20 protein-coding genes are annotated in these 26,121 nt (G+C 73.0%); 6 read left to right on the top strand and 14 right to left on the bottom strand.

Going from position 1 to position 26,121, the window contains the following annotated elements; translation table 11 throughout:
• The first annotated feature begins 85 nt into the window (after positions 1 to 85).
• On the top strand, positions 86 to 2,200 hold the full coding sequence (locus AR3_RS06530; protein ID WP_067909964.1) for a prolyl oligopeptidase family serine peptidase: 2,115 nt from the start codon (positions 86 to 88) through the stop codon (positions 2,198 to 2,200).
• Positions 2,201 to 2,283: 83 nt separating this feature from the next.
• Positions 2,284 to 3,099: a class I SAM-dependent methyltransferase gene (locus AR3_RS06525; protein ID WP_067909961.1), complete on the top strand. Its 816-nt coding sequence runs from the start codon at positions 2,284 to 2,286 to the stop codon at positions 3,097 to 3,099.
• 126 nt (positions 3,100 to 3,225) lie between these two features.
• Here the strand turns inward: AR3_RS06525 and AR3_RS06520 are convergent, their stop codons facing one another.
• Both AR3_RS06520 and AR3_RS06515 read right to left on the bottom strand, forming a co-directional pair.
• Positions 3,226 to 4,002, bottom strand: coding sequence for a GNAT family N-acetyltransferase (locus AR3_RS06520; RefSeq protein ID WP_083951005.1), 777 nt, complete (start codon positions 4,000 to 4,002; stop codon positions 3,226 to 3,228).
• A 7-nt stretch (positions 4,003 to 4,009) separates the two neighbouring features.
• Entirely contained in the window at positions 4,010 to 5,671 is a 1,662-nt protein-coding gene (locus tag AR3_RS06515; protein ID WP_067909958.1) for an NsdA family TPR-like regulatory protein, read from the bottom strand.
• A gap of 383 nt (positions 5,672 to 6,054) precedes the next feature.
• On the opposite strand from AR3_RS06515, the gene AR3_RS06510 reads away from it, so the two are divergent.
• From AR3_RS06510 to AR3_RS06500, 3 genes are all read left to right on the top strand, one after another.
• Entirely contained in the window at positions 6,055 to 6,423 is a 369-nt protein-coding gene (locus AR3_RS06510) for a hypothetical protein (protein WP_067909956.1), read from the top strand.
• 312 nt (positions 6,424 to 6,735) lie between these two features.
• Entirely contained in the window at positions 6,736 to 7,737 is a 1,002-nt protein-coding gene (locus AR3_RS06505; protein WP_067909953.1) for a mechanosensitive ion channel family protein, read from the top strand.
• 183 nt (positions 7,738 to 7,920) lie between these two features.
• A complete protein-coding gene (locus tag AR3_RS06500; protein ID WP_067909950.1) occupies positions 7,921 to 8,313 on the top strand; it encodes a globin in 393 nt (130 codons plus the stop codon).
• Between the two features lie 91 nt (positions 8,314 to 8,404).
• On the opposite strand, the gene AR3_RS06495 is transcribed toward AR3_RS06500, so the two are convergent.
• Positions 8,405 to 9,847: a S28 family serine protease gene (locus AR3_RS06495; protein WP_067909947.1), complete on the bottom strand. Its 1,443-nt coding sequence runs from the start codon at positions 9,845 to 9,847 to the stop codon at positions 8,405 to 8,407.
• A 198-nt stretch (positions 9,848 to 10,045) separates the two neighbouring features.
• Between AR3_RS06495 and AR3_RS06490 the strand changes: the two genes are divergently transcribed.
• A complete protein-coding gene (locus AR3_RS06490; RefSeq protein ID WP_067909944.1) occupies positions 10,046 to 10,657 on the top strand; it encodes a hypothetical protein in 612 nt (203 codons plus the stop codon).
• 33 nt (positions 10,658 to 10,690) lie between these two features.
• On the opposite strand, the gene AR3_RS06485 is transcribed toward AR3_RS06490, so the two are convergent.
• The 11 genes from AR3_RS06485 to AR3_RS06435 form a co-directional block, all read right to left on the bottom strand.
• On the bottom strand, positions 10,691 to 10,912 hold the full coding sequence (locus AR3_RS06485; RefSeq protein ID WP_067909941.1) for a hypothetical protein: 222 nt from the start codon (positions 10,910 to 10,912) through the stop codon (positions 10,691 to 10,693).
• A gap of 89 nt (positions 10,913 to 11,001) precedes the next feature.
• Positions 11,002 to 11,439, bottom strand: coding sequence for an acyl-CoA thioesterase (locus tag AR3_RS06480; protein ID WP_067909937.1), 438 nt, complete (start codon positions 11,437 to 11,439; stop codon positions 11,002 to 11,004).
• 1,068 nt (positions 11,440 to 12,507) lie between these two features.
• Positions 12,508 to 14,172 carry an energy-dependent translational throttle protein EttA gene (ettA, locus tag AR3_RS06475; protein WP_067909934.1) on the bottom strand — a complete coding sequence of 555 codons (1,665 nt, stop codon included), beginning with the start codon at positions 14,170 to 14,172 and terminating at the stop codon, positions 12,508 to 12,510.
• Positions 14,173 to 14,334: 162 nt separating this feature from the next.
• Positions 14,335 to 15,624, bottom strand: a complete 1,290-nt coding sequence (locus AR3_RS06470) for a sensor domain-containing diguanylate cyclase (protein ID WP_067909931.1) — start codon at positions 15,622 to 15,624, stop codon at positions 14,335 to 14,337.
• Between the two features lie 699 nt (positions 15,625 to 16,323).
• A complete protein-coding gene (gene ssb, locus AR3_RS06465; protein WP_083951003.1) occupies positions 16,324 to 16,791 on the bottom strand; it encodes a single-stranded DNA-binding protein in 468 nt (155 codons plus the stop codon).
• An 80-nt stretch (positions 16,792 to 16,871) separates the two neighbouring features.
• On the bottom strand, positions 16,872 to 18,569 hold the full coding sequence (locus AR3_RS06460) for a GTPase family protein (protein WP_067909928.1): 1,698 nt from the start codon (positions 18,567 to 18,569) through the stop codon (positions 16,872 to 16,874).
• Entirely contained in the window at positions 18,566 to 20,725 is a 2,160-nt protein-coding gene (locus AR3_RS06455) for a GTPase family protein (protein ID WP_227023209.1), read from the bottom strand. The genes AR3_RS06460 and AR3_RS06455 overlap by 4 nt, the downstream gene beginning before the upstream one ends.
• Positions 20,726 to 20,789: 64 nt before the next feature.
• Entirely contained in the window at positions 20,790 to 22,046 is a 1,257-nt protein-coding gene (gene cobA, locus AR3_RS06450) for a uroporphyrinogen-III C-methyltransferase (protein ID WP_083951002.1), read from the bottom strand.
• Positions 22,047 to 22,220: 174 nt separating this feature from the next.
• Positions 22,221 to 24,077 carry a nicotinate-nucleotide--dimethylbenzimidazole phosphoribosyltransferase gene (gene cobT / locus AR3_RS31470; RefSeq protein WP_083951001.1) on the bottom strand — a complete coding sequence of 619 codons (1,857 nt, stop codon included), beginning with the start codon at positions 24,075 to 24,077 and terminating at the stop codon, positions 22,221 to 22,223.
• The gene (cobC, locus tag AR3_RS31465; RefSeq protein WP_067910033.1) at positions 24,061 to 25,083 is read right to left on the bottom strand and encodes an Rv2231c family histidinol phosphate aminotransferase CobC; all 1,023 of its coding nucleotides are present in this window, start codon (positions 25,081 to 25,083) and stop codon (positions 24,061 to 24,063) included. The genes cobT and cobC overlap by 17 nt, the downstream gene beginning before the upstream one ends.
• On the bottom strand, positions 25,073 to 26,008 hold the full coding sequence (locus AR3_RS06435; protein WP_067909926.1) for a sirohydrochlorin chelatase: 936 nt from the start codon (positions 26,006 to 26,008) through the stop codon (positions 25,073 to 25,075). Before AR3_RS06435 ends, cobC begins: the two co-directional genes overlap by 11 nt.
• Positions 26,009 to 26,121 lie beyond the last annotated feature (113 nt).

Genomic DNA, 26,121 nt, shown 5'->3' with positions numbered 1-26,121 from the left:
CTCGGCCGGGCGTCGCGCCGACCCGGGAGGGAGCGTCCGCGGCACCGGCGCGCCGTCGCCGCCCGCGGGCGCATACAGTGCGACCATGAGCCGACCGCCGTACCCCTTCGCGCAGCGCCAGGACATCGTCGACGTCCTCCACGGGCACCGGGTCGCCGACCCGTACCGCTGGCTGGAAGAGCGGACCGAGGAGACCGAACGGTGGATGGCGGCCCAGGAGGAGCTGTTCCGCAAGGCCGTGGACGGGCTGCCCGGCCGCGACCGGCTGCGCCGCAGGCTCGGCGAGCTGCTCGGCGCCGGCGGCATCGGCGCGCCGGTGTGGCGCGGCGAACGCCGGTTCTTCATCCGCCGTGAGGGCGGGCAGGAGCACCCCGTCCTGTACACGGTCGACCCGGACGGCACCGAGCGCGCCCTCGTCGACCCCATGGCGATCGACCCCGACGGCACGACCACGCTGGACTCCTGGGTCCCCGACAAGGAGGGGCGGCGGCTGGCGTACACGGTGTCGCACGGCGGCGACGAGGAGTCCCGGCTGTACGTCCTCGACGTCGCGACCGGCGAACGCGTCGAGGGCCCGATCGACCGCACCCGCGGCCTGTCCCTGACCTGGCTGCCCGGCGGCGAGGCGTACTACTACGTGCGGCGCCTGCCCGCCGACGCCGTCCCCGCCGGGGAGGACCAGTACCACCGCCGCGTGTACCTGCACCGCGTCGGCGCCGACCCGGACGCCGACGACGTGCTGATCTTCGGGGAGGGCCTGGACAAGACGAACTACTACGGCGTGTCGGTCAGCCGCGACGGGCGGTGGCTGACCGTCTCCGCGTCCCAGGGCACCGCCCCGCGCAACGACCTGTGGATCGCCGACCTGGCCGCCTCGCCCGCCGAGCGGCCGGATCTGAAGCCCGTGCAGGTGGGCGTGGACGCCTCGACGTGGCTGCAGGTCGGCCGCGACGGACGCGCCTACGTCTTCACCGACCGGGACGCGCCCCGGTCCCGGTTGTGCGTCACCGACCCGGCCGACCCCGCCTACGGCACCTGGCGCGACCTGATCCCGCAGGACGACGAGGCCGTGCTCACCGACTACGCGATCCTCGACGGCCCCGAGCTCGGCGACCGCCCGGTCCTGCTGGCGGGCTGGATCCGCCACGCGATCAGCGAGATCACGGTGCACGACCTGGCCACCGGCGAGCGGATCGGCCGGGTGCCCGCGCCCGGGCTCGGGTCGATCGGCGGGATCACGGAGCGGCCGGAGGGCGGGCACGAGGCCTGGTTCGGCTACACCGACAACGTCACGCCGTCGACGGTGCTGCGCTACGACGCCCGCACCGGCGAGACCACGACGTGGGCGACGGCGCCCGGCGCGGTGGACGTCCCCGAGATCGAGGCCCGGCAGGTGACCTACGAGTCGTACGACGGCACGCCGGTGCGGATGCTGGTGCTGGCCCGCCCCGGCGGCGCCGGCGGTCCGCGGCCGACGATCCTCTACGGCTACGGCGGCTTCAACATCTCCCTCACGCCCGGCTACTCGGCGAGCATCCTGGCCTGGGTGGAGGCGGGCGGCGTGTACGCGATCGCCAACCTGCGCGGCGGCTCGGAGGAGGGCGAGGAGTGGCACCGCGCGGGCATGCGGGACAAGAAGCAGAACGTCTTCGACGACTTCCACGCCGCCGCCGAACGCCTCATCGCCGACGGCGTGACCTCCCCCGACCGGCTGGCCATCTCCGGCGGCTCCAACGGCGGGCTGCTGGTCGGCGCGGCGCTCACCCAGCGGCCCGACCTGTACCGGGCCGTGGCGTGCTCGGCGCCGCTGCTGGACATGGTGCGGTACGAGCGGTTCGGGCTCGGCGAGACCTGGAACGACGAGTACGGCTCGGCCTCCGTTCCCGAGGAGCTGGAGTGGCTGCTGTCGTACTCGCCGTACCACCACGTGCGCGAGGGCGTGGCGTACCCGGCGGTCCTGTTCACGGTGTTCGACAACGACACGCGTGTGGACCCGCTGCACGCCCGCAAGATGTGCGCGGCGTTGCAGCACGCCACGTCCCGCGAGTTCGCCGACGCGCCGATCGTGCTGCGCAACGAGACGCAGGTCGGGCACGCGGCCCGCTCGGTCAGCCGTTCCGTGGAGCTGATGACCGACACCCTGTCGTTCCTGGCCGCCCACACCGGCCTGGCGCTCGAGGAGGCGTCCGACGGCGCCTGAACCCGGAGTGGAGTGGATCACACCGGCGAAGAGCGTCGGACACGATCGTTGACGAGTGATCCAATAGTGGGGTGAGTCCGTCCATGGCACACGGCCCGGACGAAGGTCGGCGATCGGAGCCCCGCGCGCGGATCGCGGAGCTGCTCACCGCGTCCGCCGAGCCCTCCGCGGACGCGGGCTATCTGGACCTCCTCGGCCCGGACGCCGAGCCCGCGCCGACGGTCGCGCAGCGCGCCATGCAGTCGACGCTCCTGCCGCGGATCTACGAGCGGGTGTGGCGGCCGGTCGGTTTCAACCTCGCCAAGGGCTGGCCGTTCGGCCCGGACACCGCGGCCGAGCACGCCATGGCCCGCGACTGGCTGGGGCTCGGGCAGCCCGGCGACCGGTCCCGGCCGGCGGCGACGGTGCTGGACGTGGCGTGCGGGCCCGGCAACGTGACCCGCGCGCTGGCCGCGGGCGTGGCCGAGGACGGCCTGGTGGTGGGGCTGGACGCGTCCCGCACCATGCTGGAGCAGGCGGTCGCGCACACCCGCCCCTCCCCCGGACGCGCCGACGTCGGGTACGTGCGCGGCAACGCCGTCGACCTGCCGTTCCGGGACGCCTCCTTCGACGCGGTCTGCTGCTTCGGCGGCCTGTACCTGTTCGACAACCCCTGGGCGGCGCTGGACGGCATGGCGCGCGTGCTCAAGCCGGGCGGACGGCTGGTCGTCCTCACCTCGCGGCTCCCCGGCCTGCCGCCGGCCCGGTTCGGCGTCGGGCTGCTCAGCGCGCTGCTGGGGGTGCGGATGTTCGGCGACGGGGAGGTCGCGCGGGCGCTGGAGGAACGGGGCTTCACCGACGTCCGCCGGTCTCGGTATCCGGTGATGCAGATGGTCGGGGGACGCCTGGACGGTCCGTGACCGGATGCTCGAAAGGCTCCCGCCGGGGAAGAAGGATCCCTGAGCCGTGGCGGCCCCGCACCGGACCGCGCCGCCGGCGCGGGGCCGCCACGGTCAGGGGGTCCTCCCCCGGCGGGCCGCGGCGCCTCAGCGCAGGCGCTTCTCCAGGTAGACGTTGACGATGCCGCCGATCACCTCGCGCCGGGTCTCCGTCCAGCCCGAGCGCCGGTACATGCGCAGCGCCGGCTCCTGCAGCTCGGTGGTGTCCGCGCACAGCAGCCGATAGCCGCACTCGACGGCCCGCTCCTCCAGCGCCCGCATCACGGCGGTGCCGAAGCCGCATCGCTGGACGTCCGGGCGCACGCGGAGCCGCACCATCTCGGCCACGCCCGGCGCGGGGGCGGCCGGCGCGCAGTCGGCGGACGCCCGCGCGTCACCGCACGGCACCAGGCCGGCGGGGCGCAGCCCGCCCATGGCGACGATCTCCCCGTTCAGCTCCCCGACGAGGAACTCGCCGCCGTCGCGCAGGTAGATCTCCTCCATGCGGGAGAAGTCGTGGTCGTAGTACACGCCGTCGCCGGGCCGCAGCCCCACCTGGGCCAGCCCCTCGCGGTGCAGGGCGAGCACCGCGGCGTGGTCGGCGCGGCGGTAGCGCCGCAGCCGCAGCTCGCCGAGGCTCCATTCCGGCGGCTCGTCGCGAAGCCGCAGCAGGCCCCGCGACGAGCCGGCCCCCGCCGCCTCGTGCGCCTGCGCGCGCCCCGCCGCGCCCCGGTCCTGCGTCCGGTGCGCGGCGCCGCCGTCGGCCGTCTCGCGGCTCGGGTCGGCGGCGTCGCGGTTCGCGCCCGCGGCGCCGGTGCGGGGCCCGCCGCCGAGGACGGCGTCGCCGCCGTTCAGGCCCGGAGCACTGTCGTACGTCGCCGTCATGGCACGCTCACGCCTGCTCGGCCGGGGGCACCGCCGTCCGGGCGTCCGCGGCGGTCGGGCTCTTGACATGGGGCGCCGACAGGGCCTCGTAGAAGTCCTTCAGCTGCGGGATCTCCCCGTGTTTGGCGCGCACGGCGGCGCCGAGCTGCCGCGCCCGGTGGACCAGGATGTCGGAGCGGTGCTCGCTCGGCAGGTCGAGGATGGCGGCCTGCCCCTCCTGCAGCGCCGCGTCCGGATGACCGGCGTGCAGCTTGCAGGCCGCCCGGTCGAGCCGCACCAGGGTCATGTCCACGCGGTCGTTGGGCGAGTACAGGGTGAGCGCCCGGCTGAGCACCTCGTCGCCGTGCTGGTGGTCGCCGAGGTTGGTGTAGGTGTCGCCCTCGTAGAAGGCCATCTGCCGCTCGGTGAAGCCGAAGACCAGGTCGCTGGTGTTCTCTTTGGACAGCTGGTCGAACACGGCCCGGCCGCGCACCAGGGCGCGGCGCGCGCTAGGGGCGGCGTCGGTGCGGCCGCGCAGGGCCAGCATGCCGAGCGCGCGCGCCTCCACCGCGGGGGCCATCGCGCCCGCCACGCTGGGGCCGCGGCCCGCCAGGTCCTGCGCTTTGCGCGCCAGGTGCAGGGCCTCCCGCGGGTCGCCGTAGTACATCGGCACCAGCGACTCGCGCACCGTCACCCAGGCCTGCAGCGCGCGGTCGCCGGTCTCGTCGGCCGCGGCCCGGGCGGTGCGGAAGAACGACCGCGCCATCCGGTGGTCGCCCAGGTTGATCATGATGAGGCCGGACAGCCCGGACAGCTGGGCGGCGATCCGGCACAGCCGCTCCTGCAGCTCGAGCGGCTGGCGCCGGTCGCACATGCGGCGCACCTCGCTGAAGTCCAGCAGCACCTCGCACAGCATCCGCAGGGAGGGCGTGGCCTGGTACTGGCGGGCGTAGCCGAGCGTGGTCTCCTCCCACTGGTCGAGCATCGTCGGCGACACCGTCGCGTTGACCAGGGTGTCGTCCATCTTGCGCCGCAGGCCGTCCACCGCCCCGAGGAACTGGCCGTCCAGCGTCACGCCCGCCCCGGCCAGCAGCTGCAGCAGCGTTCTACGAAGCACGATGTCCTCCTCTCCCACATCGATGGGCGCGGGCCCGTCGGCGCGGTCCGGCCCCCGCAGTTCGTGGACCGAGATCCAAGGTCGGTCGCTCATTCGCGGGACGCGGGGCACGACCGCGCCCACGAGGGCGTCGGCGTCCCCGTCTCCGATCGGTGCGGGCAGGGGACTGTCAGCGGCGGGCGCGACGGCCGCGCGGCTGGCGTGACCTTGTCCGCAGATGCAGGGGTTCTGATAGCCGAGGTCTTCCGGCTCCACCCGGTAGACGGCGCACAGGTAATGCAGGTACTCGGGCCCCGGCCGCTTGTAGCCGCTCTCGTACGCCGACAGCAGCGTCTCCCCGAGCTTGGGCGGCGGCTTGCCGTCCACCTCGTAGAGGGCCTTGACCTGAGCGACGATGTCGGACAGCGAAACCCCGTGGGACAGCCGGTGCGCCTTGATCCTGCTGGTCCCGAACAGCGGACCGCATTGATCATGAATTTCCTGCGCGATCTGTGCGGGCAAACGGCCGCGCGCCAGTCCCCGGGCGCGAATTTTGCGCGCTATGTCGGTTTCCTTGCGTGGGGGGTCCGACATCGCTTTCCGGCCTCCTCACCGCTGAGCCGAAGACGATCCGGCACGACCGTCGCAAGCCATGGCGACCGGCGTTGAAATGGCCACGGGCGGATAATGACTTGCGCACGCAGCGTAACTCTCGGGCTCGGACAGGCCAAGCCATTCCTTGGAAACGCGGGCAGAGCGGGAGCAGGCTCAGATCCCGGGGTAGAGATTCTTCCTCCGATGGGCGATGACCCTGGCCTGGAGGTAGCGCAATCCGGAACTTCACGAGACAGCCGCCTCTTGACCCGCCACCGTGTGAGTTGCAATTCTCACGGCGGGCGACGGAACAGATCCACCGAGTTCGATCTTTTCGATCACACGAGGACGCTCGCGGCGCGATCGACGGAAGGGGTGCGCGGGTGGTCAGCGACGAACGCGTCGGCTACCTCCAGGAGTTGGGACACGAGCTCGACACGCGCGGCCTGGTGGCCCGGGTGGTGCGGACCCGCTCCGGGCCGGCGTTCCTGCGGGTGGTGAACCCGGAGGCGGCCAGCCTCGCCGAGGACGTCACCTGCGCCCCCGCCCCCGAGTCCCCGGAGCACTACTACTGGTGGTCCTGGGGGGAGCGCATGCACCGGGTGGACGATCCCGGCGGCGCCGCCGTCAAGCTGGCGCGCGTCCTGCAACCGCACCGCGACCAGACCCGCGACCTGGAGGGGCAGGGCCTCTACGGTCGCGGTCCGGACCCGGCGAGGGAACGGTCCGACGGCCGCCCAGGGCGGCCGTAAGACCGCGCCTAGCCGGGGCCAGGGCCCCGTGGGGCCGCGGCTGGAAACGGCGCGGCGGCCGCGGACCCCACGGGGCCTCGGACGACTCCCCCTCCGCTCGGCGTCCTTCCAGCGCGGGCGGCGTCCACGAGGCCCGGCACCGGGCTGCCCCTCGGGTGAGGGGATGGTCGCTCCGGTAGGAAGCATTTGCGACGTCGCTTACGATCTGCACGGACGCAACGGACGCCCACGCGCGACGCCGCCGTCCACGCCGACGAAGCCGCAGATCCGAGGACGCCGCCCCGACGACCCGGCCGGGAGGGTTCGACACCGATGCCGCTCAGCCTCCACGCGCTCCTGCCCTGGGCGCAGACCGGCACGCCCGAGCAGGCCTGCCAGAGCAAGGACCCCAGCGTCGGCTGCCGGCTGGTGTGGAGCGTCTCGCACAACGAGGACTTCACCCGCTTCTACAAGACCTGGCTGGACCGGCCCCTCAACCTGCTCCTCACGATCATCCTCACGCTGGCGGTGGCCCTGGTGCTGCGCGCCATCGCGCACCGGATGATCACGCGGGTCACCCTGCGGATGGCCGAGAGCACCGTGTCGGAGAAGGCGCGCGAGCGCGCCCGCACGGTGTACGACGGGTCGCCGGCGCTGCTGAACCAGCGGCGGGCCCAGCGGGCCAAGACGGTGGGGTCGGTGCTGCGCAGCATCGCCTCGGTCGTGATCATGGGCACCGCGCTGTTCAGCATCCTCGGCCAGATCGGCCTCAACCTCACGCCGGTGCTGGCCAGCGCCACCGTGATCGGCGCGGCGGTGGGCTTCGGCGCGCAGAACATCGTCAAGGACGTGCTGGCCGGCCTGTTCATGCTGCTGGAGGACCAGTACGGCGTCGGCGACGTGATCGACGTGGGCAGCGCGAAGGGCACCGTCGAGGCCGTCACCCTGCGGGTCACCCGGATGCGGGACGTCAACGGCGTGGTGTGGTACGTCCCCAACGGCGAGATCAAGAAGGTGGGCAACGAGTCCCAGAACTGGGGCCGCGCCGTGCTCGACATCCCCGTCGACATCAACGAGGACCCCGACAAGGTCAGCGAGATCCTCAAGCGGACCGCCGACGCCCTGGCCGCCGACCCGGACTGGAAGGAGATCGTCCTGGAGGAGCCCTCGGTGTGGGGCGTCCAGGCCCTGGCGGGCGACTCCATGATCATCCGTGTGGTGCTCAAGACCGCCCCGGGCCGCCAGGGCGACATCGCCCGCGAGCTGCGCGAACGCGTCAAGAAGGCGTTCGACGAGGCCGGCGTCTCGGTCGCCGCCTCCGCCTCCCCGGCCTGACCTGACACCGCCAGCCCGGCGGCCACCCCCGCTGCGACGCCCCCGCCTCCTCCGGGCCGAGGGCCCGCCAAGGCACGTCCCGTCCCGCATTCCGGGGCCGTCCCGGGGCCGGAGCGCGGGCGCGGCCGTAGTGATCGAGGGGTGGTCGGCGCGGGCGCCCGGTCAAATAGGGTGGGAGGCGCTATGGCTCAACAGGTGACCTTCTACGAAGCGGTCGGCGGCGAGGAGACGTTCCGGCGCCTGGTCCACCGCTTCTACCAGGGCGTCGCGAAGGACCCCCTGCTCCGTCCCCTTTACCCAGAGGAGGACCTCGGTCCGGCCGAGGAGCGGCTCCGCCTGTTCCTCATCCAGTACTGGGGCGGCCCGAACACCTACAGCCAGCGACGCGGGCACCCGCGGCTGCGCATGCGGCACGCCCCGTTCGTGATCGGCGAGGCCGAACGCGACGCGTGGCTGAAGCACATGCGAGACGCCGTCGACGAGCTCGACCTGCCCGAACACCTCGAAAAGACGCTGTGGGACTACCTGACCATGGCCGCGCACAGCCTGGTCAACGTGCCCACCGCGGGGCACTAGGACGGCGCCCCTTCACACGCCTCTTCAGACGCCTCTTCAGACGACGGCGGGACCGCCCCGGACGGGACGGCCCCGCGGTCGGTCGGCCGGACTACAGCGGCGGACGCCGGTCCAGCATCGGGTCGGTGGCGTCGGACGGCGTGCTCACCATGGCCGTGACCTGGGGAGCGCTGACGCCCGCCCAGCGCAGCAGATCGGCGACGGCCTTGGCGCGCTGCTCGTCGGGCAGCCGGTCGATGAGGCGGCCGCTGTGGTTCATGCCCGGGGCCGTGTACACCGCCGAATCACGGCTTCCGGGGCCGAGGCGGAACGGCTTGGCGCCCCACGGGTCGTTCTCCCCGTACAGGAACAGCATGTGCTCGGCGTGGTGGCGCACCCATCGGTCGATGTCCCGCATCGCGCGGCCGCCGTCGTAGCGCATGGGGATGTCGCGCGGGACGTACGTGCGCGGGTGGTAGCTCTCCTCGTAGCGCAGCAGCGGCCGCAGGTGCCAGAACTGAGGCTTGGGCCAGCCGAGCTGGGTGCCCGCCTGGTAGTAGTACGGGATGTACGGGTCGAGCCCCTGGTCGGTGTAGAACTCCAGGCCTGCGATGGCGTTCAGGTTCTCGTACAGGACGTCGTCGGAGGCGTCCAGCGGGGGCAGGCTCGCGCAGTCGGACTGCAGGTTGTACTGCCAGAAGCCCCACTCGTAGTCCATGACCGAGTTCTCGAACGCCCGGTCGGGGGTCCTGAGGATGGTGAACGTCCAGCCGTTCTTCGCCGCGTCGGCCTTGAACCTCTTCAGCATGGCCGGGCGGCGCTTGAGGAACTCCCGGGCCAGCTTCTTCACGTGGGCCCGGCATTCCGGGTCGGTGCCGACGTTGGCGAAGAAGCGGTCGTAGGCGGAGTCGTCGTCGTTGTTGTAGTCGTTGGGCGCCACGTAGATGACGCTGCCGTCGACGTCATGGGGGTAGAAGCGCTTGTGGTAGACGGCGGTCATGCCGCCCTTGCTGCCCCCGGTGGTGATCCAGCGTCCCTTGTAGATCTTCTTGAGCGCGGTGATCAGCCGGTGCTCGTCGGTGGCGGCCTGCCAGATGGTGTCCTTGGTCCAGTCGGCGGGCTCGGGCCGCGACGGGCTGAAGAATCGGTGCTCCAGCGAGATCTGGTTGCCGTCCACCAGCGCGGTCGGCTCCGACCGGAACATCGTCTCCGGGGTGTGGTAGCCGCTGGTGTAGAGCACCATCGGCCGGTCCTCGGACTTGTGCTGCAGCATGACGCGCTGCTCGAACCACGGGCCGTGCGGGCGCCGGTGGTCGACCGGCTGCCGGTAGGTCAGCCAGAACCAGCGGTAGCCGGGCAGGGTCGAGGTCTTCTCCTCCACCTTCATCCCGGGAATGGCCTTGAGCCGCTCGGCGATGTCGACCGTCGCGGGCGCCTGCGCCCCCACCGCGGCCGCGCCCGCCGCTCCGACCGCCGCCGTCGCCGCGGTCGCCGTTCCGGTGAGGCCGCCCGCGGCCAGCAGCAGGGCCAATGCCCCGCGTGAGAAACGCCGCATCTCTCCCCTTCCCGTTGATCACACGATGTGCGGGCGACATTAAGGGAAAGAGCGGGTGAAAAGTGACTGCTGTGCCGCTTGTTACGCATCCGTAACGGGCGCATTGTGAACAGCCCTTGACGGGCATAGCGTCGGACACAGGACGCGGTTCGACGCGGCCGCCGCCGAACCGGACCGCCATCGCCGACGGGGGGCGCGATGTTCGTACAGGTCATCCAGGGCAGAATCGTCACCGATCCCGCGCGGCTGAAGGAGTGCCTGGACCTTTGGGCGCGCGACCTCGCCCCCGGGGCGTCCGGCTGGCTGGGCGAGACCGCGGGCGTCACCGACGACGGGATGTTCGTCGACCTGGTCCGGTTCGCGTCGCCGGAGGCGGCGCGCCGCAACGGCGACCGGCCCGAGCAGGGCCGCTGGTGGGCGCAGACGTCCCGGCTCCTCGGCGGCGAGGTCACCTTCCGCGACTGCGTCGAGACCGACACCTGGCTGGGCGGCGCGTCGGACGACGCGGGATTCGTCCAGGTGATCCAGTCCAAGGTCACCGACCTGCCGGAGCTGCGCAGCCGGCTGCGGGCCATGGACGACGACGCCGTGCGCGCCTTCCGCCCCGACGTGATCGGCGGCGTGCTGGCGGTCGATCCGGGCGGCGTGTGTACCGAGGCCGTCTATTTCACCTCCGAGACCGCCGCCCGCGAGGGCGAGCGCCGACTGCCGGCGCCGGAGTTGCTGGAGAAAATGGAGGGGCTGATGCGCTGCTATGAAGGCGAGCTGGCCTATTACGACCTGCGCGATCCTTGGCTGTACTCGCCGTAGCGCACGGTTCGGCCGGGACTCACGGGGCGACGGTCAGATGCGGCCGCCGGACAGGAAATGCGCGACCAGCCATCCCAGGCCGAGCACCAGCACCAGCCGGCGCAGCTGCCATCCGAACGGTTTGCCGCGCACGGCGAAGACGCCCCAGACCAGCTCGGAGAGCGTGTCACCGGACTTGCGGTTGAACACCGCGGGCAGTTCGATCGCGAAGAACATCAGGATCCAGAAGATCCAGGCGGCGAGATAGGGGGACATGGACGCACCTCGGACAACGACCCTCTCCCCTCTTTACTGCCCGTAAAGAAAGATCGTTATCCCAGGTCAGCCTCCATGTTTTTCGCCGCTCACGGCGCCGGCGGGCGATAGCGCTCGATGAATTCCCGCTCGCGGCCGGTGAAGCGCCGCAGGCGCCCCGCCGCCACGTCGAACGCCGCTATCACCGATGAGGCCCGCGCGTACAGATGCTCATCGTCGCGCACTTCGTACGCCAGCGTGAAAGACGCGCTGCGCACGTCCGTCACCCACGACTCCACGCGCACCGGATTCACCAACAAAGGCAGCGGCCGCACATAGTCGATTTCGTGCCGGGCGACGACCATGCCGCGCACCGGCTCCTCCCCTTTGCGCAGCGGGTCGCGGTGGAACATCTCCAGCCGCGCGTCTTCCAGATATCCCAGGAACTTGACGTTATTGACGTGCCCCTGCGAGTCGATGTCGCCGAACCTGACATGGAATTCGTAGACGTGCCGGTAGCCGGTCTCGGCAGGGGTTTCACGCTGCATTGCTCACCTGGGACATCGGCGGACGGACCGGGCCGATGTTACCGGGCGCCGCTCGGCGACCGTCACACCGCCCTCCCGATCGAGCTTTCTTCAAGCGCAGACAGCTCCGCCGCCTAGCCGGGGCGAGCGGCGCTCCGAAGACCGGGCACCGCCCCACGCCGGGTGGCGGGGGCCGCTACCTGCTCATCGGGTTCGGCCTGGCGTTCGTGGAGGCCGACACGTACTGGCCGCAGGACCACTGGGGCGCGCTGATCCACCCAGGACAGCGCGTGCCCGAAAACCAGCCCCACGAGTCGCCGCCCTCACACTGCCCACCCGCGTGAGCAGCGCACCGGAACTGGCCACCCGAAGGCTGCGGCAGTGGCGCGACACCGACCGCCCCGCCATCGCCGCCTCGAATGCCCCACCCGCGTAGGCAGCACACCGGAAGCGACAACCCCACGGCTACGGGAGCGACGCTGGCGCGACAGCGAGCACCCCGTTGTCGTCGCCCTCAACGCCGCCCCGCAGGTCATGCGGCACTTCTCCGCCACATTGACCCGCACCGAAAGCGACGCCATCGCACCTGCCATCCCCGCGGGGAGCGGGTGATGCGACTGGGCCGATCGCCCAGCAGGCTGCGGGCACCAACGACGTCCGGCGCGGCGCCGGCTCGCCGACTACGACCGCGAACGCGGCGTCTCCTCCTGCCCCAAAGATCCGCGCGGCGTGCGCCGTCCCCGCTGATCCAGCAGCAACAGGAGCATGGCGCCGATCCACCGTTCTGCACCCGCACGAGGCCTGCACCCGCACGAGGCCTGCACGCGCCCAGGTCGGCACGATGCGGAAACTGTGGGATGGCTGTCGTCGCACGGGATGACCGCGTTCCGCTGCCGGGACGGCAGCGGAACGCACCGCGTCATCACAGAACGGGCCCCGGTGCCGGCACGCCCGGGACGGCGGAGCGCCCCGCGGACCCGGGGCGTCCGACGGTCGGGACTGACCGGCCCGAGCGCACCCGCTGCGGGCGGTCAGTGCTCCAAGAAGCGCGCCCCGTCCGCCGCGCGCGGCAGACGGGCCACGTCGACGTCAGTCGCGGGTGAGCTTGCGGTAGGTGACGCGGTGCGGACGCGCCGCCTCGGCGCCCAGACGCTCGATCTTGTTCTTCTCGTAGTCGGCGAAGTTGCCCTCGAACCAGAACCAGTTCGCCCCGCCTTCCCACGCCAGGATGTGGGTGGCGATCCGGTCCAGGAACCACCGGTCGTGGGAGGTGATGACGGCGCAGCCGGGGAACTCCAGCAGCGCCTTCTCCAGCGAGCTCAGCGTCTCGGTGTCCAGGTCGTTGGTCGGCTCGTCCAGGAGCAGCACGTTGCCGCCGATCTTGAGGGTGAGCGCCAGGTTGAGCCGGTTGCGCTCGCCGCCCGACAGGACGCCCGCGGGCTTCTGCTGGTCCGGGCCCTTGAAGCCGAACGCCGCCACGTACGCGCGGGAGGGCATCTCCACCTGGCCGACCTTGATGTGGTCGAGCCCGTCGGAGACCACCTCCCAGACGGTCTTGTTCGGGTCGATGCCGGCGCGGGTCTGGTCCACGTACGACACCTTGACCGTCTCGCCCAGCCGCAGCGCGCCGGAGTCGGGCTGCTCCTCGCCGACGATCATCCGGAACAGCGTGGTCTTGCCGACGCCGTTCGGGCCGATCACGCCGACGATGCCGTTGGGCGGCAGATTGAACGACAGGTTCTCCATGAGGAGCCGGTCGCCGAAGCCCTTGGTCAGGTTCTCCGCGACGATCACGCTGCTGCCCAGGCGCGGGCCCGGCGGGATCTGGATCTCCTCGAAGTCCAGCTTGCGGTACTTGGACGCCTCGGCGGCCATCTCCTCGTACCGCTGCAGTCGGGCCCTGCTCTTGGCCTGACGCGCCTTGGGGTTGGAGCGCACCCACTCCAGCTCCTCCTGCAGGCGCTTCTTGCGCTTGGCGTCCTTGTTGCCCTCGACCTTGAGGCGCTCGGCCTTCTTCTCCAGGTACGTCGAGTAGTTGCCCTCGTAGGGGTAGCAGCGGCCGCGGTCGAGCTCGAGGATCCAGTTGGCCACGTTGTCGAGGAAGTACCGGTCGTGGGTGACGGCCAGGACCGTCCCCTCGTACTTCTCCAGGAAGCCCTCGAGCCACTGCACGCTCTCGGCGTCCAAGTGGTTGGTGGGCTCGTCCAGCAGCAGCAGGTCGGGCGCCTCCAGCAGCAGCTTGCACAGCGCGACGCGGCGGCGCTCACCGCCCGACAGCTTGGTCACGTCGGCGTCCGGGGGCGGGCAGCGCAGCGCGTCCATCGCCTGCTCCAGCTGGCTGTCCAGGTCCCAGGCGTTGCGATGGTCGAGCTGCTCCTGCAGCCTGCCCATCTCCTCCATCAGCTCGTCGGAGTAGTCCGTCGCCATCTTCTCGGCGATCTCGTTGAACCGGTCGAGCATCGCCTTGGTCTCGGCCACGCCCTCCTCGACGTTGCCGAGGACGGTCTTCGACTCGTCGAGCGGCGGCTCCTGCTGCAGCAGGCCGACCGTGTACCCGGGCATCAGCCGCGCCTCGCCGTTGGACGGCTGCTCCAGACCGGCCATCATCCGCAGCAGCGTGGACTTGCCGGTCCCGTTCGGCCCCAGCACACCGATCTTGGCGCCGGGGAGGAAGTGCAGGGTGACGTCGTCCAGGACGACCTTGTCGCCATGTGCCTTACGCACACGCTGCATCGTGTAGATGTACTCGGCCATGCCGTCAAGCCTAGGGGGTTCCGGACACCGTTCGTTGCAGCGTCGACAGGGGTTCGGATTCCCTTGTTCACCACCAGATTCCCGCTCCCGCGGCCCACCACCGGCCTCACCGGCACGGCGCCCGCGACGGCGCGAGGGCGCGCCGCGGGGCCGTCCGACGTCTCAGGCCTCCTCGGCCTTGGAGCCGTCCACGGCGGGCAGGCACACCCGGTCGCGGCCGGACTGCTTGGCGCGGTAGAGGGCCAGGTCGGCGGCCGCCAGGAGTTCGATCAGGTCCTCGCCGTGCATGCGGAACAGCGCCACCCCGACCGAGATGGTCACGCCGACCGTGCCGTCCTCGGCGGGGATGGCCAGCCGGCGCACCCGTCCGCGCAGGCGCTCGGCCACCCGGCACGCCTCGACGGTGTCGGCGCCCGGCAGCAGCACGACGAACTCCTCGCCGCCGAACCGGCCGACGACGTCGTAGTCGCGCAGCTGGTTGCACAGGGTGCTGGCGACCCCGATCAGCACCTGGTCGCCGACCAGGTGGCCATGGGTGTCGTTCACCCGCTTGAAGTAGTCGATGTCGATCAGCAGCAGGGCGAGCGGCTCGTGGGTGCGCTGGGCCCGCGCCAGTTCGGTGTCGGCCTCGCGCTGCCACGCCGCCGCGTTGAGCAGGCCGGTCTTGGCGTCGGTCCGGGCCGCCGCCTGCAGCTGCTGGTGCATCAGGCTGCGCTGGAGCAGCACCACGGGCGGCAGGGCGAGCAGCAGCAGCGACAGCGACAGGGAACTGGTGATCGCGACGAGCACGCCGGCGCACAGCTCCACCACGTCCAGCAGCAGGTTCTCGCGGTTCCACAGCACCTCCCGCCAGCTGCTCTCGGGGTTGGCCATGTACGCCGCGGCGGCGACCAGCGCGGTGTTCATCACCGTGAACAGCGCGGCGCACCCGACCGCGGCGGGAAGGCCCGGGTACCCGTCGATCACCCACTGGGCGCCGCCCTCCAGCGGCCGGGGGACGACCAGGTGGAACAGCATCGAGGCGCACGCGCCGGCCAGGGCGAGCGCGGAGGTCACCATCACCCTGCGGTAGAGCAGAGTGCGCCGGACGCGGAAATGCGACAGCAGCTGCAAGGGGATGGGGATCAGCAGCGCGTACACCGGCGGCAGCAGCAGCGCCACCGGCAGCCACCATGCCGACAGCAGATCCCGCGCCACCCCGGCGGGCAGGCCCAGCCTTCGCGACACCTCGATGCAGGCGGCGCCGCAGACCAGCAGGGCCGCGAAGGTGACCACCTCGTACAGGCGCACCGGGGTGCGCAGCACTCCGACGACGGTCAACGCCAGATGGAGGGCGACGGCCACCGACACGTAGGCCGCCAGCAGGGACGGGCGACCCGGCGCCCCCGCCCGTCGGGGCGTGCGCGCCAGCTCCCCGCCGCGGTCCTCGGCGGACGACTGCACTGCCGTCATCCTTCCCCCCAATGCATCACGTTGTGTAACACGATAATTGCAACGTGTGCGGAGCGGGTCGGAAACCGGTACGTTCGGTGACGCACAATCCGGAGCGGGATACGGTACCTGGCAGACGAAGCGGCGCCATCGCTCTCCTCAGCACCGCCCAGAGAGGGAAGGGATCATGCGAGGCGTTTCCTGGATCTGAGACGGCCGCCCGCCCGTCGAAGCACCGGCCGGACCCGACCGGCGCCCGGTCGACGACGCCGCACGCTCCCATGATCGCCACTCGTGATCCGTGCCCTTCCTCCTCGCCCGCTCTGTCCGCACGGACGGCCCGCCGAGCAGCCGCGCCCGCCGACGTCGTCAACGGCGGCGCTCCAGGCCCGTCGAGCCCTTCGCCCGCAACGGTCGCCCCGCCGCCCCAGGTGCCCCCGCGGCCTGGTCGCTCCACTCTCTAACACCCCGCGGCGAGGCCACCACGAAAAGTGAAAGAGCGTTGAAGAAACGCGATCTGACTGCTCATTCGAGTCCTCAATTCCGTCACCGCTGCCGAAGTCATCGCCCAGATCGGCAAGGGCGCCCCACGCCCGACACCGGGACGACCCGGGGCCCCGCGCGTCGCCGGTCTGCGGGGGCGCGCGGGGCCCCGGGCCGCATGCTCGCCGGATACCTGCGCCTGCGGGGCACACGCCTGCTCGCTGCCCGCTGCGAGCGTCAGGCGGCTTCGGCGGCGGGGTCCTCGGTGACGTCGCCGCCGAGGGCCCACTGGTCGGCGACCTCTTGGGCCTCGCGGCGGTCCTCCTCGGTCAGGGCGCCGCCGCGGTGGACGGGGCGGAACTCCGCGGTGCCGCGGTTGAGGTCGTGCCCGAGCGTGCTGGCCTCGATCTCGGCGGAGAACCGCCACTGGCCGTCCTTCTCGTACTGGCGGATCCGCAGCCGCCCGGTGACCACGACGGGCTGGCCGCGCTGCAGGTCCGAGCCGTGGACGTTGTCGGCGAGGGCCCGCCAGCAGTTCACCGTGAGGAACATGGTGTCCAGGTCCTGCCACTGGCCGGTCTCGCGGTCGTAGCGGCGCGGCGTGCAGGCGACCCGTAACGACAGGAACGGGGTCCCGTTGGCGGTGACGGTGTAGTACGGGTCCGCCGCCACCCAGCCGATCACGGTGATGTGCGCCTCGTTCACCTCGGCCTCCTCTCGTTCGGCGACTCCAGGGTGACGGAGCGCGGCGAACGAGAGAAGGCGTCGGCGAGGTTGTGGAAAACTCAGCCCTGGACGGCGTCGACGTCGGCGCGGAAGCGGGCGCAGACCTCCAGCTCGGCGGCGACCGGCGCGAGCACCTTGGAGTCGGCGACCTGCGCGATCCGCTCCCGCATGTGCTCCTCCATGCGGTCGCCGTGCCGGGCGGACGACAGCGCCACCAGGTTCCGGCACGCCGACGAGGTGAGCGCCCCCATGCCGAGCGTGCAGACGACCAGCACGGCCACGTACGGGATCAGGCCGGTCTCGCCGAGCAGCGGGTCGGACGACTCGCCGCCGGTGACGCCGTAGACCACCAGCAGGACGATCCACGCGACGCCGAGCACGCTCACCAGGGCGAGGAAGTACTGCCACGTCTTGACCAGCCACCACCAGCGCGGCACCTGGTTGAAGGTGGGCAGCGCCTCCCGCACCGCCTCGCCGAGCGCCTCGGGCAGCTCGGCGGCGTGGGAGCGGGCGGCGGCGCGCACCGAGCGGGCCCACGGCTCGGGCAGGGCGGCGGTGACGCCGTCGGTGACGCCCTGCAGGGCGGCGTCCACCTCGCCCTGCTGCGCGCCGACCGGGCCGGTGAACGCGCCGCGCAGCTCCTCGCGCAGCTCGGTCAGCCGCATGCGGCGCAGCGGGTCGCTGCGCAGCCGGGTGATCAGCGCCTGCACCGGCCAGCCCATGAAGTCGGCGGCGCGCAGCTCGTAGGCGCTCTCCATGGCCTCGGCGACGGCGGGCGCCCCGGCGGCGTCGGTGAGGGCCTGGATCAGCTCGTCGCGGCGGACCTGGTCCACGGCGGACGGGAAGTCGTCGGGCGGACGGTGCGCGGCGAACCGCTCGGCGAGCCGGCCGATGTCGGCGGCGAGGCGCTCGCTGCGGGCGCGGCGGGCGGCGACGGTGTCGACCAGGACGTCCCTGAACTGGCGCACGCCGTCCTCCTGCACCGCCGAGGTGGTGATGATGCGGGGGTCGGCCAGGCCCTCGGCCTCCAGCAGGCGGCGCAGGTCGGCGACGCAGTCCTCCACCTCGGCGGGCTGCAGCCGGTCGACCTGGTTGAGCACGATCAGGGTGACGCCCGCGTGCCGGGCGTACGGGACGATGTAGTTGCGGTGCAGGGCCGCGTCGGCGTACTTCTGCGGGTCGACCACCCACACCAGCAGGTCGGCGATGGTGACGAACCGGTCGGCCTCCGCGCGGTGCACGGCCTGGATGGAGTCGTGGTCGGGCAGGTCGATCAGCACCAGGCCCTGCAGGGAGGCGTCGGCGCGTTCCAGGTCGAGGGCGCTGGCGCGGGCGTAGCGGTGCCGCTTGTCGACGTCGAGCCAGTCGAGCAGCGGGCCCGCGCCGTCCAGGCCCCACACGCAGGCGTGCGCGCGGGACGTCATGGGCCGGCGGATGCCGGTGGGCGACAGCTCCAGCCCGCAGATGGCGTTGAACAGCGACGACTTGCCGCTGCCGGTGCCGCCGGCGAGCGTGACGACGGTGTGCTCGCCGGACAGCCGCAGCCGCTGGCCCGCGCGGTCGAGCAGGCGCCGCGCCTCGTCCAGCAGGGACTGGTCGAGCCGGCCGGCGCCGAGGCGGACCAGCGAGTCGAGGCGGTCGAGCCGTTCGGTCAGCGGGGAGGCCGCGTCGCGCGCCGCGCCGGCGGCGGAACCGGCCCCGGGCGGCGTCGCGCCGGAACCCGGCGACGGGTTGACGGGGATCGCCGAGGTGGTCATCGGGCAACCTCGAGATTGTAGGTGGCCTGGTAGAGCTGGACGGGGACGGACTCGTCGGGGATGCCGACCGCGTCGAGCGCCTGTCCGAAGCGGATGGCCTCCTCGTCGAACAGCATCCCGATGCGGCTGCGCAGGTCGGCGCGGGCCTTGGCGCCCATGCCGCGCAGCGACTCGGCTCCGAAGAGCGCCTTGAGGAGCCGCTGCGGCACGGCGCTGGTGCCGCCTTCGACGGAGACCTCGGACGTACCGTAGCCCAGCAGGCCGATGGTGAGCACGAGCGACAGGGCCTCGGTGTCGAACGAGACCAGTTTGGCGACGGAGCGCTTGGTGACGCCCTCCGTGCGGATCAGTTCGTGGACGTGGTCCTGCCAGCCGCTGACGGCGCGGGTGATGCGGCGCGACAGCTCGGGCGAGGCGTGCCCCATCTCGCGGGCCGGCCCGGCCAGCACGTGCGCGCCCGCCGGGTGCTCGCGCCAGCGGGCGATGACCTGCTCGGCGGCGTGCTCGGCCGACGCCTGGATCAGCGACTCCAGCCCGGCCCGCAGCGCGCTCTTGAGGGCGCGCACCCGGGTGGAGGTCCCGCGGCGCCGCCGGTTGGACCGCCGGGCGCCGCGGCCCCGCAGGTGCAGGGAGCGCAGCAGGTCGCCGGTGCCCGCGAAGTCCTGCCAGCGGGCCAGGACCTCGCCGCGCAGCAGCGAGCCGTTGCGGGTGGCCTCGTCCAGCTCGGCCAGGGCGGTGGAGTACGCCGACTCCACCAGCCGCGCCAGCTCGGCGCGCTGCTCGACCTGCGTCTCGACGTGCCGGGCGAGTTCGGGGACGCGGGTGCGCAGGCTGTCGAGCACGCTCGCCAGGGTGTCCTCGATGACCACGTGCCGCCCCTCGGCGTCCTCGGCCACGCCGACCAGCCAGGCGCGCAGGTCCTCGACGGTCTCCTCGGGCAGCCGGGAGTCCTCGACGCGCGTCTCGGGGATGGTGAAGCGGCGCACGTCGCCGACGCCGTGCTCGTCGAGCATCTCGGCGAAGTGGTCGACGACCTCGGCGCCCACGCCCTGCGGCACCCGCGACAGCACGACGCCGACGGTGGCGCCGTTGTCGCGGGCGCGCTGCAGCATCTGCCACACCATGGCGTCGGCGTAGCGGGCGGCGGTGGTGACGCACAGCCACACGTCGGCGGCCGCCATCAGCTTGGTGGCGAACTCGTAGTGGTCCTCGAAGACCGAGTCGAAGTCGGGGCTGTCCAGCAGGGCCAGCCCGGGCGGCAGCGCGTCGGTGGCGATGACGACGAGCTGGTCGCCGGCGATGGCGTCGGGCGCGGGGCCGGGGACGCGGCCCATCCCGGGCAGCAGCGGCCCCTCCAGGAACCACTCGGCGTGGTCCGGGTGGCAGACCAGGATCGGGCTGCTGGTGGTGGGGCGCAGCACGCCGGTGGCGCTGACGCGGGACCCGACGAGCGTGTTCACCAGGGTCGACTTGCCCGCGCCGGTCGAGCCGCCGAGGACCACCAGCAGCGGCGTCCCGGCGGCCTGGATGCGCGGCAGCACGTAGTCGTTGAGCTGGTTGCGGATCTCCAGCTGGGCCTCGCGGGCCTCCTCGACGCCGGGCACGTCCAGCACCAGTTCGAACGAGCCGAGCCGGTCGCGCAGGTCGCGCAGGACCCGGATCAGCTCGCCCTGGCGGACCGTGGTGCGCCGTTCCCGAGGCGGCGGCGTCCGGCCGGACAGCGCCTCGGTCTGGGTGAGGTCCACGGCGCTGGGCGGCAGCGGCTCCTCCGCGGCGGCGGTGGACTCCTCCGGAGGCGTCGCCTGCGCGCGGGTCGTGCGCCGCCGTCTCGGCGGTTCCTCGCCCGCGGGCGCGTTCCGGCGCGCGGCCGTGTCCTCGCGTGCCTCGGTGTTCTCCTCCGCCGTCTTCGTGCCGGCGGAGCTCTCGGCGTCGGCCGCCTTGCCCTTCTTCGAGGACGTCCTTCTGCCTCTGGACGAGCCCTTGGCCTTGGACGTCCCCTTGCCCGACTCCTTGGCGCCCGGGGCCTTGTCCGTGGACGGCGGCCCGCTGGGGGTCGCGTCGGTGTCCGCGGGGACGGGCCGGTCCGGAGAGGTGCTCTCCTCCGCAGCGACGTCCTGCCCGGCGCCACGGCCGGGCACTCCCACCGCGCCGCTCACGTGACACCCCGGCGGAACGCCACGGCCCAGAGGCGGCCGACCGAATCTCCCGTCATGTACCTGGTCACGGATCCCGCCCCATGTCCGCTCGAATCATGTCGATCTCTCGTGCCACGTTCACCACGTCGCCCACGACCACGATCGCCGGCGGCCGGATCCCGGCCGCCGCCATCTCGCCGGCCACCGTGCCCAGCGTGGCCGTCAGCGCCTTCTGCCCCGGGAGGGTGCCTTCCTGGATCACGGCGACGGGCGTGTCGGACGACCGACCATAGCGTATGAGGGTCTCGGCGATCAGCGTCATCCGTTCCACCGCCATGAGCAGCACCAGCGTCCCCGTCGACCGGCCCAGCGCGGCCCAGTCGACCGTGGAGGCGGGGTCGTCCGGGGCCGCGTGCGCCGACACCACGTGGAACTCCTGGGTGACGCCGCGGTGGGTGACCGGGATGCCCGCCGCCGACGGCACGGCCACGGCGCTGGTGACGCCGGGCACGACCGTCACCGGGACGCCGTGGCGGGCGCAGTGCAGCACTTCCTCGAAGCCGCGTCCGAACACGAACGGGTCGCCGCCCTTGAGGCGGACCACGAACCGGCCCTGCCGGGCGTGCTCGACGAGGTAGTCGTTGATGCGCTCCTGGGTGACGGTCCGCCCGTAGGGGATCTTCGCCGCGTCGATCACCTCGGTGTCGGCGGGCAGCTCGTCCAGCAGCCCGCGGGGGGCCAGGCGGTCGGTGACGACCACGTCGGCCTGGGCGAGCAGCCGCCTTCCGCGCACGGTGATCAGGCCGGGGTCGCCGGGGCCGCCGCCGACCAGCGCCACCCCGACCGGCTTGCGGCGGTGGTGGCGGGCCTCCAGGGTGCCGTCGCGCAGCCCGTCGACGATCGCGTCCCGCACGCCCGCGGCGTGCCGGGGGTCGCCGCCCGCCAGGACGCCCACCGTGGTGTCGCCGACCCGCCCGGACGCCGGGGTCCAGGCGGCCGACGACTCGGCGTCGTCGGCGCGCACGCACCAGACGCGGGCCTGCTCGGCCTCGGCGGCGACGGCCGCGTTGACCTTAGCGTCGTCGGTGAGGGCCTGCACCAGCCAGGCGCCGGCGCAGTCTCCGGGGCGGTAGGGGCGGCGGTGCCAGACGATCCGGCCGGGACCGTTCCCACCGCGGGAGACGATCAGGTCTTCCAGGGACGGCGTGACCTCGGGGGCGACCAGCTCCACCGCGGCGTCCGCGGCGAGCAGCGCCGGGACGCGGCGCTGCGCCACCCGGCCCCCGCCGACGACGAGGACGCGTCGTCCGCTCAGTCGCAGGCCTAGCAGGTAGGGGGGCACGTCGCTCTCTCGATCGGGGCTGGGCTGGCGTTCCCGGACGCCGGGGACGGATACGGGTGTTTGTGGACCAAAGGTACTCGGGTTGCGGTGCTCATGGAGAGTGCTCCCTCCAGTCGATAGCCGAGCGTGACTCACGGCGCGCTCGAGCCCCGGCCGACACCGGCGCCGTGCGCCTCACCTCTCGCCGCCGTTCTCGTCACCGTCCCGCCCGTCGCGCTCGTGGCCGTCCTCGCCGCCGTGCGGGGACCCCGCCGTCCGCGGCTGCGCGTCCTTGCCGCTCACCCCGGCCGCGTCGAAGGTGGCGACCTGGTGCAGCACCCGGACCGCGCCCTGCACCAGCGGCAGGGCCAGCAGGGCGCCGGTGCCCTCCCCGAGCCGCAGCTCCAGGTCCACCAGCGGACGAAGTCCCAGGTGAGCAACGGTAGCCGAATGTCCCGGCTCGACAGAACGATGACCGGCCACACACGCCGACAGCGCGTCGGGGCACAGCGCGCCGGCGACCAGCGCGGCGGCCCCGGCGATCACTCCGTCGAGCACCACCGGGACGCGCAGGGCGGCGGCGCCGAGTATGTAGCCGGCCAGGGCGGCGTGCTCCAGGCCGCCGACGGCCGCGAGCACCTCCAGGGGGTCGCGGCCGGCCGCGCCGTCGCCGGCGTCCAGGCCGTGGCGGGCGAGGGCGGCGCGCACGACCTCGATCTTGTGGGCGAGGGCGGCGTCGTCGATGCCGGTGCCGCGGCCGGTGACCGCCTCGGGCGGCAGGCCGGTGAACGCGGCGATCAGGGCGGCCGAGGCCGTGGTGTTGGCGATGCCCATGTCGCCGGTCAGCAGGCAGCGCGCCCCCGCCGAGACCAGGTCGCGGGCGACCTCGATGCCGACCTCGACGGCGCGGCGGGCCTGCTCCGCGGTCATCGCGGGGCCGGCCGTCATGTCGGCGGTGCCGTAGGCGACCTTGCGGGGCAGCAGGCCGGGGGCGGGGTCCAGGTCGCGGGCGACGCCCACGTCCACCACGGTGACCTCGGCGCCGACCTGGGCGGCGAACGCGTTGACGACCGCGCCCCCGGCCAGGAAGTTGGCGACCATCTGCGCGGTCACCTCCTGCGGCCAGGGGCTGACGCCCTGGGCGTGGACGCCGTGGTCGGCGGCGAAGACGGCGACGGCGGCGGGCTCGGGGATCGGCGGCGGGCAGGTCCCGGCGAGCCCGGCGAGCCGCACCGACAGCTCTTCCAGCGCGCCGAGCGACCCCGGCGGCTTGGTGAGGCGGGCCTGGTGGTCGCGGGCGTCGCGCATGGCGGCCTCGTCCAGCGGCCGGACGGCGGCCACGGTCTGCTCGATCAGGTCCATGATCTCCTCTCCTGGCAGGCCGCGTCGCCCGTACCGCTCGTGGTGCACGGCCCAGGCGAGGGGGCGGCGGCGGGCCCAGCCGGTCAGCGCCAGCTGGGGCGCGGGCGGGAATCCGGCGACGCGGCCGACGCACAGGTAGGCGACGACGTCCACGTGGCCGGGGAGGCCGAGTTCGTCGGCCAGCTCGCGTTCGTCGAAGAAGCTGACCCAGCCGACGCCGAGCCCTTCGGCGCGCGCGGCCAGCCACAGGTTCTGCACGGCGCAGGCGACCGAGTAGTGGGCCGTGCGGGGCTGGGCGTGGCGGCCGAGGGGGTTGCGTCCGCCGCGGGTCGGGTCGCAGGTCACGGCGATGTTCACCGGCGCCTCGCGGATCGCCTCGACCTTGAGCCGCTGGAACGCGGCGGCGCGCGGGGCGGTCAGGGAGGCGGCGTACGCGGCGCGCTGCCGGTCGGCGAGGGCGCCGATGCGCGCGCGCAGCCCCGGGTCGCGGATGACGAGGAAGTCCCAGGGCTGGGTGAGCCCGACGGACGGGGCGCGGTGCGCGGCCTCGAGGATCCTCGTGAGGACGGCGTCGTCCACGGGGTCGGGGAGGAACCCGGTGCGCATGTCGCGCCGTTCGGCGATCACCCGGTAGACGGCGTCGCGGGTCGGGTCCGGGTAGGGGGCGGCGGGTTCAGACGCCGAGGTCACCGAGCACCTCCAGGAGGGCGTCGTTGGTGGCGCGGTCGCGGACGGCGATGCGCAGCCAGTCCGGTCCGAGGCCGGGGAAGGTGTCCCCGCGCCGCACGGCGTAGCCGCGTTCGCGCAGCCGGGCGCGGATTTCCAGGGCGTCGGGCACGTTCACGCACAGGAAGGACGCGCGCGCCCCGGGCACCACGTAGAGGCCGCGCGCGTTGAGCTCCCCCGCCAAGCGGTCGCGTTCGGCGGCCATGCTCGCGGCCCAGCGCTCCGCCTCGGCCAGCGCGGACGGCTCGCAGCACGCCTCCATCGCGACGAGGGCGGGCGTGGACACCGCCCACAGGGGTTGCGCCTCGGCCAGGCGTTCGACGAGTGCGGGCTCGGCGAGCACGTACCCGGCGCGCAGCCCGGCGAGGCCCCAGGTCTTGGTGAGGCTGCGGATCACGACGACTCCGGGTGGGAGCGTTCCAGCCAGGCTTTCGGGTTCGCCGGGGACGCAGTCCATGAACGCCTCGTCCACCACGACCGTGCGGCCGGGGCGGGCCAGGGCGGCGAGGGCCTCGGCGGGGTGCAGGACGGAGGTCGGGTTGGTGGGGTTGCCGACGACGACGAGGTCCGCGTCGCGGGGGACGGCGGCCGGGTCGAGCGCGAAGTCCTTTTCGAGGACCACGCGGTCGACGGGATGCCCGGCGGCGCGGAGGGCGGCCTCCGGTTCGGTGAACTGCGGGTGGACGACGACGGCGCGCCGCGGCCGCAGCACCCGGGCCAGCAGGACGAACGCCTCGGCGGCCCCCGAGGTGAGCAGCACCTCGTCCACGGCGCGGCCGTGCCTGCGGGCGACCGCGCGGCGGGCCGGACGGGGGTCGGGGTAGGCGGCGAGGTCGGCGATGGACGCGCGCAACCGTTCGGCGAGCCACTCCGGGGGCGTGCCGGGGCGGACGTTCACCGCGAAGTCGACCAGTCCCGAACCGACCTCCGCGTCCCCGTGGTGGCGCAGGTCGATGTCGTCAGTGCGCATGGACGTGTCCGTGTCCGTGTCCGTGCCCATGGCCGTGGCCGTGGGCGGAGGGGTCGTCGGGGTGGTGGTGCGGCACCTGGGGCGCGCCGACGCGGTCTTCGAAACCGGGCATGGCGATGCGGTAGACGCACGTGTCGCAGTTCATGCGGAGGTCTCCGGCGAGGGCCTCCTCGTAGCGTTCGACCACCACGTCCGCCAGCCCGTCGCAGTCGCCGATGACCTCGGCGACGCGCACGTCCAGCTCCGGGTGCGCGGCACCGTATGCACGGGCCTCGTCGGCGACGCGGTCTGGCAGCACGCCGGGGAACAGGAAGTAGGGCAGGACGACGACGCGGCACGCGCCCAGCCTTCGGCACCGCTCCAGCCCTTCAGGCACGCTGGGACGTGCCAGGGAGATGAACGCGGGCTCCACGCACAGCAGCCCGTGCCCCTGGTCGGGGCCGGAAGCGCCGCGTCCCTCCCAGAACAGCCGGGCCACTTTGTGCACCTCGGCGTTGGCGTCGGGGTCGGTCGAGCCGCGGCCCACCAGCAGCACCGCCGTGTCGGGGGTGCGGTCTTCGGGGGGCAGCACGGCCTCCAGGCGCTCCTGCAAAAGCGCAAGCAGGGTCGGGTGCGGCCCCAGGGGACGGCCGTAGCGGTAGGACAGGCCGGGGTGCCGCACGAGTTCTCGCGCCATGGCCCCTGGGATGTCGCCCTTGCCGTGCCCGGCCGACACCAGCATCAGCGGCACGGCGGCGACGAGGCGGTGGCCGCCTTCGTACAGTTCCGCGACCGCCTCGGTCAGCGGCGGCGGCGACAGTTCGATGAAGCCTCCGGCCACGTCCACCGTCATCCGGCGGCGCAGCCGTTCGACGAACCTGCCGAACTCCGCGACGCCCGTGTCGTCCCGCGTCCCGTGCCCGACCAGCAGCAGGGGCGGTTTCACTGTGCTCCCCGGTCCGCCCGGGGGCGTCCGCGAGGGCGCGCCGGGGGCCGTGTCCCCGTCTTTGTCCCGGTCTTTGTCCCGGTCTTTGTCCCGGTCTTTGTCCCGGTCTTTGT

Source organism: Actinomadura rubrobrunea NBRC 15275 (assembly GCF_001552235.1).
GTDB lineage: Bacteria > Actinomycetota > Actinomycetes > Streptosporangiales > Streptosporangiaceae > Spirillospora > Spirillospora viridilutea.
The sequence above is the reverse complement of the archived record's forward strand: the minus strand, read 5'-3'. Positions and strand labels throughout refer to the sequence as shown.

Coding starts and splice junctions, on each gene's coding strand:
- AR3_RS06515 (WP_067909958.1), bottom strand. CDS start 5,671: ATGTCGGACCCCCCACGCAAGGAAACCGACATAGCGCGCAAAATTCGC.
- AR3_RS06460 (WP_067909928.1), bottom strand. CDS start 18,569: ATGACCACCTCGGCGATCCCCGTCAACCCGTCGCCGGGTTCCGGCGCG.
- ettA (WP_067909934.1), bottom strand. CDS start 14,172: ATGGCCGAGTACATCTACACGATGCAGCGTGTGCGTAAGGCACATGGC.
- AR3_RS06500 (WP_067909950.1), top strand. CDS start 7,921: ATGGCTCAACAGGTGACCTTCTACGAAGCGGTCGGCGGCGAGGAGACG.
- cobC (WP_067910033.1), bottom strand. CDS start 25,083: ATGCGCACTGACGACATCGACCTGCGCCACCACGGGGACGCGGAGGTC.
- AR3_RS06505 (WP_067909953.1), top strand. CDS start 6,736: ATGCCGCTCAGCCTCCACGCGCTCCTGCCCTGGGCGCAGACCGGCACG.
- AR3_RS06530 (WP_067909964.1), top strand. CDS start 86: ATGAGCCGACCGCCGTACCCCTTCGCGCAGCGCCAGGACATCGTCGAC.
- AR3_RS06525 (WP_067909961.1), top strand. CDS start 2,284: ATGGCACACGGCCCGGACGAAGGTCGGCGATCGGAGCCCCGCGCGCGG.
- AR3_RS06495 (WP_067909947.1), bottom strand. CDS start 9,847: ATGCGGCGTTTCTCACGCGGGGCATTGGCCCTGCTGCTGGCCGCGGGC.
- AR3_RS06485 (WP_067909941.1), bottom strand. CDS start 10,912: ATGTCCCCCTATCTCGCCGCCTGGATCTTCTGGATCCTGATGTTCTTC.
- AR3_RS06480 (WP_067909937.1), bottom strand. CDS start 11,439: ATGCAGCGTGAAACCCCTGCCGAGACCGGCTACCGGCACGTCTACGAA.
- AR3_RS06470 (WP_067909931.1), bottom strand. CDS start 15,624: ATGACGGCAGTGCAGTCGTCCGCCGAGGACCGCGGCGGGGAGCTGGCG.
- AR3_RS06490 (WP_067909944.1), top strand. CDS start 10,046: ATGTTCGTACAGGTCATCCAGGGCAGAATCGTCACCGATCCCGCGCGG.
- AR3_RS06520 (WP_083951005.1), bottom strand. CDS start 4,002: ATGACGGCGACGTACGACAGTGCTCCGGGCCTGAACGGCGGCGACGCC.